At 33.3% G+C, this 13973-nt stretch carries 18 protein-coding genes and 1 pseudogene; 7 read left to right on the forward strand and 12 right to left on the reverse strand.

Annotated elements, in window-relative coordinates; genetic code table 11:
- Positions 1-94 precede the first annotated feature (94 nt).
- Together AC0NJG_RS03190 and AC0NJG_RS03195 are read right to left on the reverse strand one after the other, a co-directional pair.
- The gene (locus AC0NJG_RS03190) at positions 95-295 is read right to left on the reverse strand and encodes a hypothetical protein (RefSeq protein WP_087952453.1); all 201 of its coding nucleotides are present in this window, start codon (positions 293-295) and stop codon (positions 95-97) included.
- A 41-nt stretch (positions 296-336) separates the two neighbouring features.
- A complete protein-coding gene (locus tag AC0NJG_RS03195; RefSeq protein WP_173601456.1) occupies positions 337-672 on the reverse strand; it encodes a hypothetical protein in 336 nt (111 codons plus the stop codon).
- Between the two features lie 200 nt (positions 673-872).
- On the opposite strand from AC0NJG_RS03195, the gene gerPF reads away from it, so the two are divergent.
- Positions 873-1088 (forward strand): spore germination protein GerPF, encoded by a 216-nt coding sequence (gene gerPF / locus AC0NJG_RS03200; RefSeq protein WP_001141565.1) that lies wholly within the window; start codon positions 873-875, stop codon positions 1086-1088.
- A gap of 217 nt (positions 1089-1305) precedes the next feature.
- Here gerPF and AC0NJG_RS03205 read toward each other — a convergent pair whose 3' ends face one another.
- The 4 genes from AC0NJG_RS03205 to AC0NJG_RS03220 all read right to left on the reverse strand — a co-directional run bounded on the left by AC0NJG_RS03205 (position 1306) and on the right by AC0NJG_RS03220 (position 4781).
- Positions 1306-1641 carry a YolD-like family protein gene (locus AC0NJG_RS03205; protein ID WP_087952451.1) on the reverse strand — a complete coding sequence of 112 codons (336 nt, stop codon included), beginning with the start codon at positions 1639-1641 and terminating at the stop codon, positions 1306-1308.
- 533 nt (positions 1642-2174) lie between these two features.
- Positions 2175-2393 carry a hypothetical protein gene (locus AC0NJG_RS03210; protein ID WP_029438172.1) on the reverse strand — a complete coding sequence of 73 codons (219 nt, stop codon included), beginning with the start codon at positions 2391-2393 and terminating at the stop codon, positions 2175-2177.
- Positions 2394-2885: 492 nt separating this feature from the next.
- Positions 2886-3737, reverse strand: a complete 852-nt coding sequence (locus AC0NJG_RS03215) for a peptidylprolyl isomerase PrsA (RefSeq protein WP_087952450.1) — start codon at positions 3735-3737, stop codon at positions 2886-2888.
- Positions 3738-4190: 453 nt separating this feature from the next.
- Entirely contained in the window at positions 4191-4781 is a 591-nt protein-coding gene (locus AC0NJG_RS03220; protein WP_308901396.1) for a hypothetical protein, read from the reverse strand.
- Between the two features lie 274 nt (positions 4782-5055).
- Here AC0NJG_RS03220 and AC0NJG_RS03225 point away from each other — a divergent pair, with 274 nt between their 5' ends.
- A complete protein-coding gene (locus AC0NJG_RS03225) occupies positions 5056-5250 on the forward strand; it encodes a hypothetical protein (protein WP_000412568.1) in 195 nt (64 codons plus the stop codon).
- Between the two features lie 439 nt (positions 5251-5689).
- Positions 5690-5815, forward strand: a complete 126-nt coding sequence (locus AC0NJG_RS03230) for a hypothetical protein (RefSeq protein WP_254912630.1) — start codon at positions 5690-5692, stop codon at positions 5813-5815.
- A 347-nt stretch (positions 5816-6162) separates the two neighbouring features.
- Here the strand turns inward: AC0NJG_RS03230 and AC0NJG_RS03235 are convergent, their stop codons facing one another.
- Both AC0NJG_RS03235 and AC0NJG_RS03240 read right to left on the reverse strand, forming a co-directional pair.
- On the reverse strand, positions 6163-6699 hold the full coding sequence (locus AC0NJG_RS03235) for a C1q-like domain-containing protein (RefSeq protein WP_087952448.1): 537 nt from the start codon (positions 6697-6699) through the stop codon (positions 6163-6165).
- Positions 6700-6837: 138 nt separating this feature from the next.
- Entirely contained in the window at positions 6838-7089 is a 252-nt protein-coding gene (locus AC0NJG_RS03240) for a DUF3947 family protein (RefSeq protein ID WP_474062835.1), read from the reverse strand.
- A 593-nt stretch (positions 7090-7682) separates the two neighbouring features.
- Between AC0NJG_RS03240 and AC0NJG_RS03245 the strand changes: the two genes are divergently transcribed.
- Positions 7683-9692 carry a beta-propeller fold lactonase family protein gene (locus AC0NJG_RS03245; RefSeq protein ID WP_474062836.1) on the forward strand — a complete coding sequence of 670 codons (2010 nt, stop codon included), beginning with the start codon at positions 7683-7685 and terminating at the stop codon, positions 9690-9692.
- A 343-nt stretch (positions 9693-10035) separates the two neighbouring features.
- On the opposite strand, the gene AC0NJG_RS03250 is transcribed toward AC0NJG_RS03245, so the two are convergent.
- Both AC0NJG_RS03250 and AC0NJG_RS03255 read right to left on the reverse strand, forming a co-directional pair.
- The gene (locus AC0NJG_RS03250) at positions 10036-10389 is read right to left on the reverse strand and encodes a hypothetical protein (RefSeq protein ID WP_474062837.1); all 354 of its coding nucleotides are present in this window, start codon (positions 10387-10389) and stop codon (positions 10036-10038) included.
- 329 nt (positions 10390-10718) lie between these two features.
- Positions 10719-11021, reverse strand: a complete 303-nt coding sequence (locus tag AC0NJG_RS03255) for a terminase small subunit (protein WP_474062838.1) — start codon at positions 11019-11021, stop codon at positions 10719-10721.
- 274 nt (positions 11022-11295) lie between these two features.
- On the opposite strand from AC0NJG_RS03255, the gene AC0NJG_RS03260 reads away from it, so the two are divergent.
- A complete protein-coding gene (locus tag AC0NJG_RS03260; RefSeq protein WP_474062839.1) occupies positions 11296-11433 on the forward strand; it encodes a DUF3956 domain-containing protein in 138 nt (45 codons plus the stop codon).
- Positions 11434-11537: 104 nt separating this feature from the next.
- Here the strand turns inward: AC0NJG_RS03260 and AC0NJG_RS03265 are convergent, their stop codons facing one another.
- Positions 11538-11723 (reverse strand): hypothetical protein, encoded by a 186-nt coding sequence (locus AC0NJG_RS03265; protein WP_087952444.1) that lies wholly within the window; start codon positions 11721-11723, stop codon positions 11538-11540.
- Positions 11724-12705: 982 nt separating this feature from the next.
- Positions 12706-12936 carry a hypothetical protein gene (locus tag AC0NJG_RS03270; RefSeq protein WP_087994822.1) on the reverse strand — a complete coding sequence of 77 codons (231 nt, stop codon included), beginning with the start codon at positions 12934-12936 and terminating at the stop codon, positions 12706-12708.
- Positions 12937-13213: 277 nt separating this feature from the next.
- Here AC0NJG_RS03270 and AC0NJG_RS03275 point away from each other — a divergent pair.
- Positions 13214-13412, forward strand: a pseudogene (locus tag AC0NJG_RS03275) (site-specific integrase); the annotation flags it as partial.
- 225 nt (positions 13413-13637) lie between these two features.
- Positions 13638-13952, forward strand: a complete 315-nt coding sequence (locus AC0NJG_RS03280; RefSeq protein WP_000658777.1) for a thioredoxin family protein — start codon at positions 13638-13640, stop codon at positions 13950-13952.
- The last annotated feature ends 21 nt before the right edge of the window (positions 13953-13973 follow it).

Consider the following 13973-nt stretch of genomic DNA (forward strand, 5'->3'; position numbering starts at 1 on the left):
TTCATTCATCCATTTACTAAAGTATCAACTCATCTCATACTTTAGAAGAAGTTTTTATGCAAATAAAAAGAGTAACCATAACAGTTACTCTCGCTTATATATCAAAAAAATCATTATTTATTTCGTTATTGCTTTTAAATTTCAACTTCTCTTTCCCGCACTTCTCACACCGATACATATAAACTACACCTAGCTTACCTCTTTTAAAATCTTCATTATCCTGTGTCTTTATAAATCTAAATCTATGCTTACAGTGAGATTCATCTAAAAAAATTCCAAGCCACTTTTTCAACATAGAACAGTTCTCCTCTATGAAAGAATTTTCATCTAACCTGATTACATACTCTTATGTAATTTCTCAATCTCATTTTGTAACTTTTTAAATTGTTCAAAATGCATGGTGATAGATTGACTGTTTCCATAATCAACACTATGCTTCACCAATAAAACACCATTATCATGAAAAATTGCTTCAAGTTCTTTTCTAATGGATACTTTCGTTATATGTGCTGTTTTAATAGCCGATAAAATTGCAATTTCATTAAACTTTAATTTTATTTCATTTGGACAAAATGCTTCTTCAACCAATATAACTTCATTGCTATAAATAAGTGCAACAAGATTACTTGATTTTGCATCTGTTAAATCTACTTTTTTTATAACATTATTCATTACATTTTGCCTCCTTTATTTTCATATATAATAATTATACAATTGTTTTTTAATTACTAAACCTTACATTCAGTTTAACACACTTTTATTATGAGCTACACTTCAAACGTTTACTATTCCACAATTCTTGTTACATGAACCATTTGGACTATAACACCATATATTGGTGTTAACAAATTATTGTAAAGTGGGTGAAAACTATGCCCTCAGTTGTAGGGAATTTAGTTGTACAAAATAGTAACGGTTCATTTAACTTAGGTGATTTCTACAACGTTTCTCCGAAAGAAAATACGAAGGCCTATAATGGATCTGGCGCTTCAAATGTTGGTTTTGTTGTTAATACTTTTAATGGTGTTAGCGCGACTAATACGTTTGACTCTGACCTTGCAGATCAAAACCAAGTTGGTACAGCCTAGTCCTATTTTTTCATCGTTCTGTTTAGGAATTTTAAATTTGTCTATACTATAATCAGGCTGTTACACAGCTAATGTTGATTTTTGGAGTACCCTATCTTTTTCTCCCTTTCCCTGGGGCTTAGCAGCTAGTATGAAGCTAGCTGCTTTTTCGTTTCATTTTTTCTGTTCCACATCTAACATAACGTAAAGTAAGCTAAAAGTTAAATTTTAGCTTACTTTACGTTATTTCAATAATATCCGTAGTATTAAATACGTAAGTTTTATAAAACGCGTCAGTACACATTACAATGCGCTTTAGCGGATTTATATGTACAACTGTCATATAGCTTGTAAGTATGTACCCATCTTCAAAATATGTCACCAATATTTCTTTCTCAGACAATAATGACATTAATAATCTATCAAAAATCCTCTCTTTTGCTTCTTTTGTTAAGAGTGGTTTTTGTACTTTAAATTTCTCTCCAATGACCTTTCGCATACTTAATAACTGTTCCGATATTACTGTAAATGGAACCCATTCTCTTTTTGCTTCTTGCATCTTTACATCATTCATTTCTCTATCTCCTCGATCATTTATCCATTCTATTTCAAACATATTGCGCTTCGATTATTCTTTAACAATTGCTCGGCTCATATTTCTCCCGGATGAACAGGTAGGAATTCTCCCCCCTCAAAATTCAAGACATACAAGGAAAGTAAGTCGAAAATCAACTCCCCGTAAACACCCGCTAATTACAGTTTCACTTTATTTCTAAATTTTATAATATCTACACGAAAAGAACGTTCGTTCTAATTATACACGAACCTATGTTCTTTTGAGAAGACATTTATTTTTTCTTCATCAAATAATCTTTTCACTTCCCACTTAATAGGAAGTGAAAAAATCAACTAAAAAGTTTTAATTTTTTCGAGTTTATTAACTATCTATAAATGAAAGCGTATATTATAAAGAACGAACTCACAAAATTTAGAGGGTTTATAACGGACTACAATTCGTTCCTTATAAATTCCTAAGAAAAGAGAGCAGTGTAAACACTCTCTTTTCGTACATACTTTATAACACTAATAAATAATTGATCTTTATTATTAAATATATTTTGGTTGTACTATTATATGTAACTCCCTCTCTGTTACTGCTTTTTTCGGATTTCGAAAATACTCTAATTCGTATTTTAATACTTCATAGTCAACCATTCCGATCTTAATCCCTTTCGTTTCTTTTAAAATAGCTAATAGGTTATTTATATCTTCATCATACGATTCAAAAATTTTCCCTCCGTCTTCTCTTTGAAAAATTACTTTCACATTTTCTCCCCCCTATATAATTTATTTATCTATTCAATAATTCATTTAAGAGTATTCCTTAAAATTTCATACTAAAAAGAACATCCATCTTAATAGAATGCTCTGCTTTTCACTTCATTTAGCGTCAATATATTTCAATCTTATTGTATGTTTCATTCTGCAAATTATGTTTATCCACTTCTATAAAGTGAAACTTTAATCCACTCAAGCTTTGTTCATTACTGACTAATAATTAGCTCACACAAATCTTACTACCTACAAATAATGGGCTAAAATTAATTAATTCGTTTTATATTTAATGAGATGAAACAAAACATTATAATATCAACATTCTATGAAGTGATGATTAACCTACTTCAAAACAATTACATAAATTCCCATTGTAATTCTTAATATTTAAATGTAATATTGTATTGTCTTACTATCTATTTATAACTCACACACTAATTAGAAAAGGGAACCTATAAAGGTTCCCTTTTCTAATTACAGTCATTATTTCTTTTCTAAAAATTCAAATGTATTTTTAAAGTCTTTATCGTTCACCTTGATATCAGCATCTTTTAATAAATCATTGACTACTTGTTGCTTCCATTTACCTGTCGTATCTTGTAGTCTTTGCTGTTCTAAATCTTTACGAATATCGTCTTTCACTTCATCAAATGGCTTCAATTCTTTTTTATCTGTCACTTTAATAATATGGTAACCATAAGTTGTTTTTACCGGATCACTTACTTGTCCTGCATCTAATTTATATGCAGCTTCCTCAAATTCTTTCACCGTTTTCCCTGGTGCAAAACCAGCTATTTCTCCGCCTTGTTCTTTTGAACCAGTATCCTCTGAGTATTGCTTCGCTAAAGCCGCAAAGTCTTCACCATTATTTACTTTCTCTTTCACTTCTTTAGCAGTCTTTTCATCTTTCACTAAAATGTGACTTACTTTCAGTTCTGGCTTATAGTTATCTTTGACATCTTTTTCTGTGACAGTAGCTTTAATCGCTTTTTCAAATGCAATTTCTGGCTTCATTTTTTCTTTTAATTCATCTTCATTTTTCAATCCAACTTGCTCTAGAGTCGATTTGAAATTGTCGCCCATTTTATCTTTTGCTTCTTCTACTTGTTTTTTTGCTTCTTCATCTGAAACTTTATATTTATCTAGCAATGCCTTACTTAACACCATTTGATATAAAGTACTCTCCCCATATTTTTGTCTTAACTCTTTACTTAACTCTTTCTCTGTAACATTTCCTACTTTTGATGTTACTACGTTACCTGAGGAACCACATGCAGATAATGCCAGTACTACGCATGAAATAATCGTTCCTAAAAATAGCTTCTTCTTTTTCAATTCAAAATACCTCACTTTTATTATTATATAAGAATAACTATACAGTGTTGTTGTGTATACAATGTGTTTTCTACATGTAATTCATTTCATGTGAAAAAACTATGTGCCAGTATATAACATTAGTTAATCAATCTATTTTTTGCACTAATACTAGAATTATTTTCTCTATTACTACTAATCTTCGTTTTTTGTAATTAATCTTCTTTATACGATGAAACATATGTATGAACGCTAATTTACTGTGTTTTTTGTGATTATTCTATATTAACAAAAACAATTTATCTCTCATTTCTTTTATATTTCAATTCAAAAATACTATCTTTACACTCTATATAAGATTCAGTAACAATTTTATCAGTGGAAGCCTCGTTTATCGCCCGCAATAACTCTACAAAGTAACGTTAATGCATACGAAAAAGACATTTCCTATTAATGAAAATGTCTTCTCACAATTTAATAAAACAGTTTTGGTGTTAAATCTGTATTTTGTAATTGTGCACTTTCCCTGCTCGAAACACAGCTTGTGGAGAATAATATTGGGATACCACAAACGTCATCGTTCATTACATCATGAAATACATTTGCAGCAACACCAGTAAATGTTTGACATAAATTTGAAATATCATCGTTAAAAAATTGAATCACTTGCGCAGCAAAAACTGGAAAGACAACATTTGACCCACCAGGGAGCTGTGGTTGTACAACAACTTGTTCAAAATAAGGATTATTTTCTAACGCCACTTGAAATAAATGGGCAATTTCAAATGCATCTAGAGGACATGGAAATGGATTTACAATGTCATTTTCCTTATTAGTGACAATAACTGTTACACTTACATTCCCAAATTCTACAAAAGATTTTAGGAGCGTTGCTAACGCTCTCGCTTTTTCATCACTTAATGCGTGCACTAAAATAATATAATTCCCGCCAACTGGAATCAACGGACCAACTGTAACAGTTGGATCAGCACCAATTGAATTTTTTAACTCATTGAAATATGTGATCCACGGCGGTGAAAGCTGAGCTTGTGCATTTTCTTGCACTCTTTCATTACCTCCTAATACAATTCTTACTATTATGATATGTAGCAAGGAAAAAAGTGTATTAGATAGATTACTTATTTTTCACTTTTATATATTATATTATTTAAACATTTCATAAAACATTCTTAGTCTGTACTCTTTTTCCACATTTTTACCATGCCATAAAACTCCATATCATTATCAACTCAACTAAAAGTTCATATTATATTAGTACGTCTTTATAATACGAACGAAAAAACACAGTATACAATACTGCATCATAGGAGCTGATTTCATGGAGAAAAAACCTATTGTTTTCAAAGTCCCACCAAATTCAAAATTAAAAGTTACATTTTTCGGTCCTTGTAACGAAGTAATTACAAATGTTTCTATAATTAATCAACTTTCCACACCTAAATGTCAAACTATTACACAATATCCAAACTATACGAAATATGAAACTGAAGTACGATCATTATCGAGCTGTTAATCCATTCTATACAAAATCCTTACAATTTGGTTAACTACACAACCTTATTAATAGACTAAAATTACTCATTTCATGATATTCCATTGATAATCTATTGATTTTTTACACGTTTTTATTAGCAGAGCATATATTATCGTATGGAGATTATCCACTCATAAAACCTATCTTTCTTTAGAGCATACTTTTTATGTATGCTCTTTTTTTATTTACCTCACGTGAAATATAAACCTGATAACTTTTATATTTCACATGGGGTAAATTGACCTGCCTTTTATAAACAATCTAGTCAAGGTTTCCCTCACAATACTCCTTTATTTATTATACATTCACTACTCTGTTAAATTTGTATATCCATTCAAGCACCATTCACCTAATATATTTTCCTTCTAAATGGACCAAAGATGTATTAACATTCTTTATATACTCAAGGAGGTTAAATATGTTCAAGTTTCATCCGATACTACTCATCTTAGGATTTATTTTATTTTTATATAGTGTACTGTTCTTAATGTTATCAATAGCAATACCTGCACAAACCGATGTTAAATATGTAATTTCTATATAGTAATGAAAAAGCCTGTAATTATACGGACATAAATTAAGATGTCTTTTTATACCGTTAGGCAACTAGCAAATGTAACGCCAAAGAACTTTTACAACCTTGGTACTTACTCTTTTTATTACCTGCAGAAGATCTAATACTTAAAATAAGATAGCCCTTTCAACATCAAAACTGTAAAAAATAATTTTAAAACTTTACCTTTCATCATTACATCTTTAGCATGTGAAATTTTCATGAAACAAACTATTTTTAATCAATTTACTTATATATTTTAAAAAACAATAATAATCCCCCCACCATTCGGTACAGGGGATTAACTAGACCTACTGAAAAGTATTTTATTCTCTTCGTTATTTAATTGGAGAAGGGAATCTTGCTGCTTCAAAATGTGAGCCGTCTTCCGAAGTACTTAAAACTCCGTCTATGCTACTTTGTGCATAAACCTCAACTTGATCTCCTTCATGCAATTGAATAATCGTCGAAACACTTACTACATTTCCAAAACCTATTGGACCAAAAAAGTCATTATCTATAGCTATTGCTGCGTTTCCATTCACACGAATTTCTACACGAGCCCTATAATTTAAATTAAAATCATTTGGAAAAAAACCAATCGTGCCAATAATAGAGTAAACCCCTCTAGTCTTCGGAATAAAAATAGATGTTGCTGGATTATACTCATTTGCTAAATCAAATTGTTCATCCTGGAATAATACCTTTACAAAAGTATTGGCAGGAACCGTTTGATCCACCGTATTTCTAGCTCTAAATGCTGATGCCCTAACAAGCTTATCCTTGTTTTCATTACACTTACTAGTGTTCTTACAACAGTCATGCTGTTTCTTTTTATACTCTTTACAATACTTACAATAGTTGTAGCAAGACATACTAGTTCCCCCTTTCATGCTTATTCCTACATATTATATAAGAGGGACTCGTAATGTTTGGACGAGCTAAAATCTTTTCTAATAAGGGTGCCCTATACTTACACCCTTATTTTTATACACAATTCTATTTCTCTCTCCTTATAAATTAAATACAGTTCCATATGGGATGGTAAGAAAAGGACTTCCATATGGTGTAATAGGTTGCACTGGATAAAAATATTCCATAGATGAATAATACGGCTCGATACCTTGTTGCTGCATTTGTATTTGTTGTTGCATTTGTAACGCTTGTTGAACAGCTTGAACCGTACTTTGTGCTCCGCTAAACGTGATTGATGTACCATACGCTGGTCGCATACTAGCTTGATTAGCAAAATATGAATAAAACATTATTTTCAACTCACTTCCATATAAGCTATTACAAACCATAGTATGATTCTTTTTTTAGGAAGTGCTGAAAACTAGTACATTAGCTTTTATTAGGTTTCTCATTTCATTTTTTCTTTTAGTCGCTTCAATTTCATATTTCACTTACTCGTTTCAATTATTAAACGTGATTGAATTTTTAAAGCAGAATAAAAAAAGGAATAACCTTACATAAAGTAAAACTTTAATCAGTGGGGTTTTCTTCATCCCCCACTGATTATTAGTTGAACCAATCGGACTTTAATGGACAGTTGATTCCCCACCTAAATTCTTCGCTTTCGCTGAATTTTGAGGTGGGGGTCTTACTGCCCATTAAAGCGGGATAAAATTCTAAATGGAACTCCATTAGACCCTAACTTAATTAAGCTTATAATTATCACCAAATCTTTACAATAATACTAGTCTCATAAGAACACCTTCATTTTGTTTACATATACTTTTACAAAACATTCTTGGGTATATCACATATAACATATACTCATAAACACTTTGCATCTAGAAACAAATATTGATCATTACATGTACTTACTATTTAAATTTTTTAAAAGGAGGTAATTATGAAAAATAATCAAAACTCAAACGACCCGTGCAAAAAGTTCCAATTTCCCTGTTTTATTTCTATATCCTCTTGCAATCAAAGTAATTGTTGTACACCTGTTTTTTTCTCATTTTCTCAGCAACAAGAATTATTGTCCCTAATTAACCAATTAAACCAAGCAATCCTTTCTTTCTTTACCACGCCAAATCCGACAACTATACAAATACTCCAATCTGCATTACAGGCATTAAACGATTTAATTATTACAGTGCAACCAAATACTCCAAATAGAAATTTAGTTATACGAACTATAACTCAATTAATTAATTCCTTACCTACTGCGTCGCTTACTCAAATCTCTGCGTTATTTCAATTTCTATTCCAAAATTTATCTTCGCTCATTAGTTGTTCCAATATATCGGACCCATTGTTACAACAAACATTTAACTTAATTTTGCAAGGAATATTGAATAGTTCTCTATTAAATATTACCGGAATACCCGGTCCTACTGGCGCGACTGGACCTAGAGGATTTCCAGGACCTAAAGGAGCGACTGGTCCTCAAGGTGTCCAAGGTATTCAAGGGCCAGAAGGACCAGAAGGAGCGACTGGTCCTCAAGGTGTACAAGGGCTTCAAGGGCCGGAAGGACTTGCAGGAGCGACTGGTCCTCAAGGCGTGGAAGGGCTTCAAGGGCCAGAAGGACCACCGGGACCGACTGGGCCCCAAGGTGTGCAAGGTATTCAAGGACCACCGGGACCACCAGGGCCAACTGGATCCGGGACCGGAATGGGAGTTCCTGGACCACCAGGGCCGACTGGACCTCAGGGGGTACAAGGAATTCAAGGGCCGGAGGGACCAGAAGGACCACCGGGACCTCAAGGTATCCAAGGACTTCAAGGGCCAGAAGGACTCGAAGGGCCAACTGGACCTCAAGGGGTGCAAGGAATGCAAGGACCGGAAGGACTACCAGGGCCGACTGGACCTCAAGGGGTGCAAGGGATTCAAGGGCCAGAAGGACCACCTGGACCGACTGGAGATTGTGAATGTCCACCGGGGCCGACTGGACCGACTGGGCCGACTGGGCCGACTGGGCCAACCGGACCGACTGGACCTGCATGTAATTTCCTTGTTTATGTTACAAACGCAGGAGCCATAGATGATCCAACAAATGATACAGTATCTGTAATTAACACCGGAACAAATACAGTTGTTGCTACAATCACTGTAGGTAATGCACCTCTCGAAGTAACCGTTTCTCCAAATGGGACTCGCGCTTATGTTACTAATATTTTTTCTAATACCGTTTCTGTTATTAATACGGCTACGAATACAGTTATTGCTACCATCCCTGTTGGATCTAATCCAATCGGTGTAGCTGTTTCTCCAAATAACACAACTGTTTATGTTGGAAATCATGGTAATAATACCGTTTCTGTTATTAATGCTGGTACTAACACTGTCATTGATACCATTCCTGTTGGCAACGCTCCGCAAGGAATCACTGTTTCTCCAAATGGAGCCTTTGCATATGTTGCAAACGAATTAAGCAACAATATTTCTGTTATTGATACCGCTACGAATACAGTTAGCGCTACCATTCCTGTTGGCATTCGTCCTAGAATAATCGTCTTTACACTAGATGGCACTCGTGCCTATGTCACAAATCAAAATAGCAATACTGTTTCTGTTATTGACACCACTACGAATTCCGTTGTTAATACAATTAGCGTAGGTTCTGAACCGGTTGGTATAGATATTACACCAGATGGCACTCGTATTTACGTTGTAAATAAAGTAAGTAATAATGTATCAGTAATAAGCGTGGCGACAAATACTGTAATCGATACAATTCCTGTTGCTTTATCTCCGGATCAAGTAACGATCATACCAGACGGCACTCTCGCATACGTTACAAACCAAGGTAGTAATACTGTTTCTGTTATCAATACTGCTACAAATACGGTTATAGATACGGTTCCAGTAGGTGTTGCCCCAACTGGTATAGCAACCGGAACTATTTGTGAATAATATAAAAAACAGAGGGACAAAAAATATGTCTCTCTGTTTTTTATTTTTTGTGCTCCTTAAAAATTTCATATTTATAGCCGCCCCCTCTACGTATTTCGTTTTAATCGTAATATACATGAAGAGGATATTATTCGTCTCATTTCATATTATCTCATGTATACTTCTATACATTTGTTTGTAAAACCCATTGTATTAAAAGAAGTAACCGAGTATCTTTACGAGCTTAAATAGATTCACAAATTATCTATATCACGCTCTAACCTTATTTTCATAACCTCCTATTGACCACCCTATAAAATTTCACAAAATAAAAAAGCAGCTGTTATGCTACATTATATTCGTTTTATCCCCAAGAAAAATGATATATATATTCTCCCGTTACACTTTGATTAATCCCAATAATTCTAGCAAACCTCATTAAGTCCGCTCCTTGAAGAAAATACATCGCAAGTGTAATTGGCACTTGTGACCACATGAATTGATAAAACTCTTCGACTCTTTGGTTTGTTGAAACAATTAAATCATTTACAGGCCCTTGATTCCATACAGAAGTTCTAACTAAATTAAACGGAAGATCTTTCCCATTAACCACTATTCGCGCCATACTTTGAGTTATGTCCACATCAATTCCCTCCATCATTACAAAAATCAGACCTGTGTATTTACTCCTTTCTTTATAAATATTCTTAACCTTCATAAATGTCTAAGGCAAACCTCTATTTTTGCTTCTATTCAAATGAATTTATTTCACACAGTAAACAGGCAAATGAAATTTCAGTATTACTCTCCTTCAACTTCCGTATCATTTCCCCCCTTATTCAGCTTGACAATCCGGTATGCAAAATTACATATCTTATTATCTCAATATCACTTTATTTACTACAAGTTGATAGAAAAACATTCAAACCAATTGATAAATCAACGTTTGTAATTTAATTCCTTATTTTAAATTCCACTCCTTTATTTTTAAACACTATATTCGAATAATTATATTGGAATTTCTTGTTGTATACACATCTATCTTTTTCATGTATTATATACGAGAAGAGTAAGGTAAGAGTTACTCTTTGCCATTTTAGGAAAGGTCCTGTTGGAAACAACAGGACCTTTTTTCGTATTTGCAAAATCAATCTTAATTTTCTCATTCCTTACATCTATCGCTTCCCTAAATACATTTTCAACCATTTCAGATTTAATCTCCCAAATATAAGATGCTATACGGACTCTTCTGAGTAAACGGCTACTCGTACTATGTGGGCTTCTCTTTACATACCCAACTTTACAATCCATCCCTACCGATTTATTGTCGTTAATCTTTTTAATTACCATAGATTGTTTGACTATTTCTTGAACATGATTTGTATCAACTTACATTACTAATTCCTTTCTAATCATAATTACTCTTCGTGTTAATTCATTAATCAGTCGTTGCAGTTCAGTAATTTGAATTCTTAATTCAACAATAATAAATCTTTTTTAATTTTTCTCTTTCTCTAGATCTTTTGTTTTGTTTTGTTTAAATGGACTAATCAATTAATTCAACTATTACATATTAATAATCCGTTCATATACTATAGTAGATTGCTAGAAAGGAGGCGTAACCATGGATAGTTGCTTTGTGTTTGTAAATGGACAACCTTTTTTAGTTCTTTCAGTAGCTGGTATCGAAATTGCTAGATTAGAGATTTCGCTTCAAGTAGCATTGGCTCTAAGAGTACTTGGAATACCAATTTGTGATTAATTACCACATCCAAAAAAAGAGAGCATTAGCTCTCTTTTTTTATTTTCCCTATTATCCCTGAACAAAAAAGAGCGCTTTTCTTAAAAGCACTCTTTCCAAGGAATTTACCAATTTCGACGATCATCATGATCATGATCACGTTCATGATTACGTCTGCGACGACACTCATCACAATCGCAGTCACGATCACGTCTACAACGACTGTCATCACAATCTCTGTGTCTGCATCTGCCGAACATTAAATCATCCCAAAATCTATCACAATCTCGAAAATTATTATTCCATCCCATAAATATGATTACCTCCTCTATAAATAGAATTCATTATATTCTATGAATAAAAGGGGAAACAGCTTGTTTACTAGCCTATGTTTGGTGTTTTAAACTAATAATATTCCTATTTATTCTTCAAATTGCTAGTCTACCTCCTTATCTTTCCTTAACAACAAACAAAACACCCACCAGATCACAGATATTGGTTTAATCATTATCATCATTCCTATCTCCTAAATGAAACTAAATCAATGGTTGTTATATTTACTCTTTTTCTTTATTGATTAACTGAGTAATTTCATAGACACCGTTTATCAAATATTCCATGTGTCTTCACCCCTTGAATAATTTTTAAATAAAAATACATACTATTTTCAAGCCGCCCCACGGCTAATACTTCTTTCTTTTGTTACAGCAGAAGTAGATAGGTTCTTCACTTATCTGCTTTCTGTGTATATTTTTTTAAATATCAAAAATAATACCAACAAGCTGTTTGAACTAGCAGCTTCACTCTTCTCGCAATGGGAATGCAATTTATCACAATTAGCTAACTCATTCGACTCACTGGCAGACAACCAAATTCGTTGTCTGCTTTTTGTATGAGATTTTTTCGTTTTACATATACTACTTTTGAACCTGTAGACCAATACGAGCCATTTTGGTGCTTGGGATTTCCCTTCCTGGGGATAAGTATTTTTACTTATCCCTTTTTTGTATAGACACGTACATTTAGGTTAAAACTAATTACAAACAGATTTTCTGTTTGTAATTAGTTTTAACCAAGAATACTTTTCTCCTACTAAAGGACGGCAGGTACGACTGCTAGTCCTCTTTTTCTTATATCGCATACTCTCCCTTCTGGTAGCTTCGAACCACGTTCCCCTCATCATTGTAGTAAGCAATTTCCCAATAAGGATGGCAATTATGCTTCTCAATTTCCCCATCGAACAAAACGAATAGATTAGTTTTCCAGTTTCCAACAATTTACCCCACATGCCAATTACATTTTCTTAAACGCTTGTTCTACGCTATACATTCGCTTACTATCAAAAACACCTTCGTTCTCGCACGTTACAAACTTCATGAATTCAGCCATCGGCATTATTAGAAACTTTGTTCTGAACTTTTGCCAATACAGGAATCTTGCCTTTCCTTCAGTTTCCGCTACCACATATTCTTCATTCGGCCATTGTTCGAAAATGGTAGTGAGTTTGAATTTGTAAAGGACCACTAGCCTTTCACCTCCCCCTTAATTAGCAATCAACTTACGGATCAGTTTTTCATTTCTTGTGTCTAGTGCGTAATCGATGAGTTGGTATTTTATGGACTTGTCAATTTCATCGTGATCTTCCCCATCAATATACGTTTCAAGTGAACACTCATCATCTTCATTTGAGCTGTATAAAATCGGCAAATCATGGCGATACCGCTAATCAATGATTTGATAGTAATGGAAGGATATTGATTTTGAAGGAAGAACTTTATCTATTAATCGTTCCCTCTCTCATATCACAAAAAAACTTCATAAACCTAAAACATCTATAGGAAATAGATTGCTGGTTTTGCCTGACATTACTTTAATGGCATTAAATGACCATCTGCAAAAAATTTCTGAGGAAAAAGAGCGATATGGTTGAAGGCTATAACAACTACGGTTTGGTTTGTCCGCCATATAACGGTAACCCATGTAATTTCAGAAGTTTGACATAGCTCATGAAAAAGCTTATAAAGAAAAGTGAGGTTCCTAATATTCGTTACTAGGATTTAAGGTGTATATCCAAAAATCACAAATGAATGATCAGGACATAGAAGCAGTCGAAGATATTGCAAACAATCTATTTCATCAAAACTATTGTTTGCAATATGTTTGCAATTACGGATTTTGCATAAAAATACTAGCATATCCGATTGACATTGAGAGGAGTCAAAAACATGAAAGAAATCAAATCAGAACAGGAATTCAAAGACATCATCGCAAGCGAGGAGCCAGTAGTTGTTAAGTTCTTTACTACATGGTGCCCAGATTGCGTACGTATGGACAACTTTATCGGAGATGTGATGGAAGAGTTCAATAAATTTGAATGGTATTCTATTAATAAAGATGAGTTCCCAAGTATCGCTGAAGAGTATCAAGTAATGGGTATTCCAAGTTTACTTGTATATCAAAATGGCGAGAAGCTAGGCCACTTACATAGTGCTAATGCAAAAACTGAAGAGCAAGTTACTGAGTTTTTAGAAGCATACTAAGATGAAAACCCTCTGAAAAAT

Source organism: Bacillus sp. SSR7, assembly GCF_055902415.1.

What these genes read in the sequence shown, in the direction of transcription:
- AC0NJG_RS03190 (WP_087952453.1), bottom strand. Translation starts at nt 295, where the DNA reads ATGTTGAAAAAGTGGCTTGGAATTTTTTTAGATGAATCTCACTGTAAG.
- AC0NJG_RS03195 (WP_173601456.1), bottom strand. Translation starts at nt 672, where the DNA reads ATGAATAATGTTATAAAAAAAGTAGATTTAACAGATGCAAAATCAAGT.
- gerPF (WP_001141565.1), top strand. Translation starts at nt 873, where the DNA reads ATGCCCTCAGTTGTAGGGAATTTAGTTGTACAAAATAGTAACGGTTCA.
- AC0NJG_RS03205 (WP_087952451.1), bottom strand. Translation starts at nt 1,641, where the DNA reads ATGAATGATGTAAAGATGCAAGAAGCAAAAAGAGAATGGGTTCCATTT.
- AC0NJG_RS03225 (WP_000412568.1), top strand. Translation starts at nt 5,056, where the DNA reads ATGGAGAAAAAACCTATTGTTTTCAAAGTCCCACCAAATTCAAAATTA.
- AC0NJG_RS03230 (WP_254912630.1), top strand. Translation starts at nt 5,690, where the DNA reads ATGTTCAAGTTTCATCCGATACTACTCATCTTAGGATTTATTTTATTT.
- AC0NJG_RS03235 (WP_087952448.1), bottom strand. Translation starts at nt 6,699, where the DNA reads ATGTCTTGCTACAACTATTGTAAGTATTGTAAAGAGTATAAAAAGAAA.
- AC0NJG_RS03240 (WP_474062835.1), bottom strand. Translation starts at nt 7,089, where the DNA reads ATGTTTTATTCATATTTTGCTAATCAAGCTAGTATGCGACCAGCGTAT.
- AC0NJG_RS03245 (WP_474062836.1), top strand. Translation starts at nt 7,683, where the DNA reads ATGAAAAATAATCAAAACTCAAACGACCCGTGCAAAAAGTTCCAATTT.
- AC0NJG_RS03250 (WP_474062837.1), bottom strand. Translation starts at nt 10,389, where the DNA reads ATGAAGGTTAAGAATATTTATAAAGAAAGGAGTAAATACACAGGTCTG.
- AC0NJG_RS03255 (WP_474062838.1), bottom strand. Translation starts at nt 11,021, where the DNA reads ATGGTAATTAAAAAGATTAACGACAATAAATCGGTAGGGATGGATTGT.
- AC0NJG_RS03260 (WP_474062839.1), top strand. Translation starts at nt 11,296, where the DNA reads ATGGATAGTTGCTTTGTGTTTGTAAATGGACAACCTTTTTTAGTTCTT.
- AC0NJG_RS03265 (WP_087952444.1), bottom strand. Translation starts at nt 11,723, where the DNA reads ATGGGATGGAATAATAATTTTCGAGATTGTGATAGATTTTGGGATGAT.
- AC0NJG_RS03280 (WP_000658777.1), top strand. Translation starts at nt 13,638, where the DNA reads ATGAAAGAAATCAAATCAGAACAGGAATTCAAAGACATCATCGCAAGC.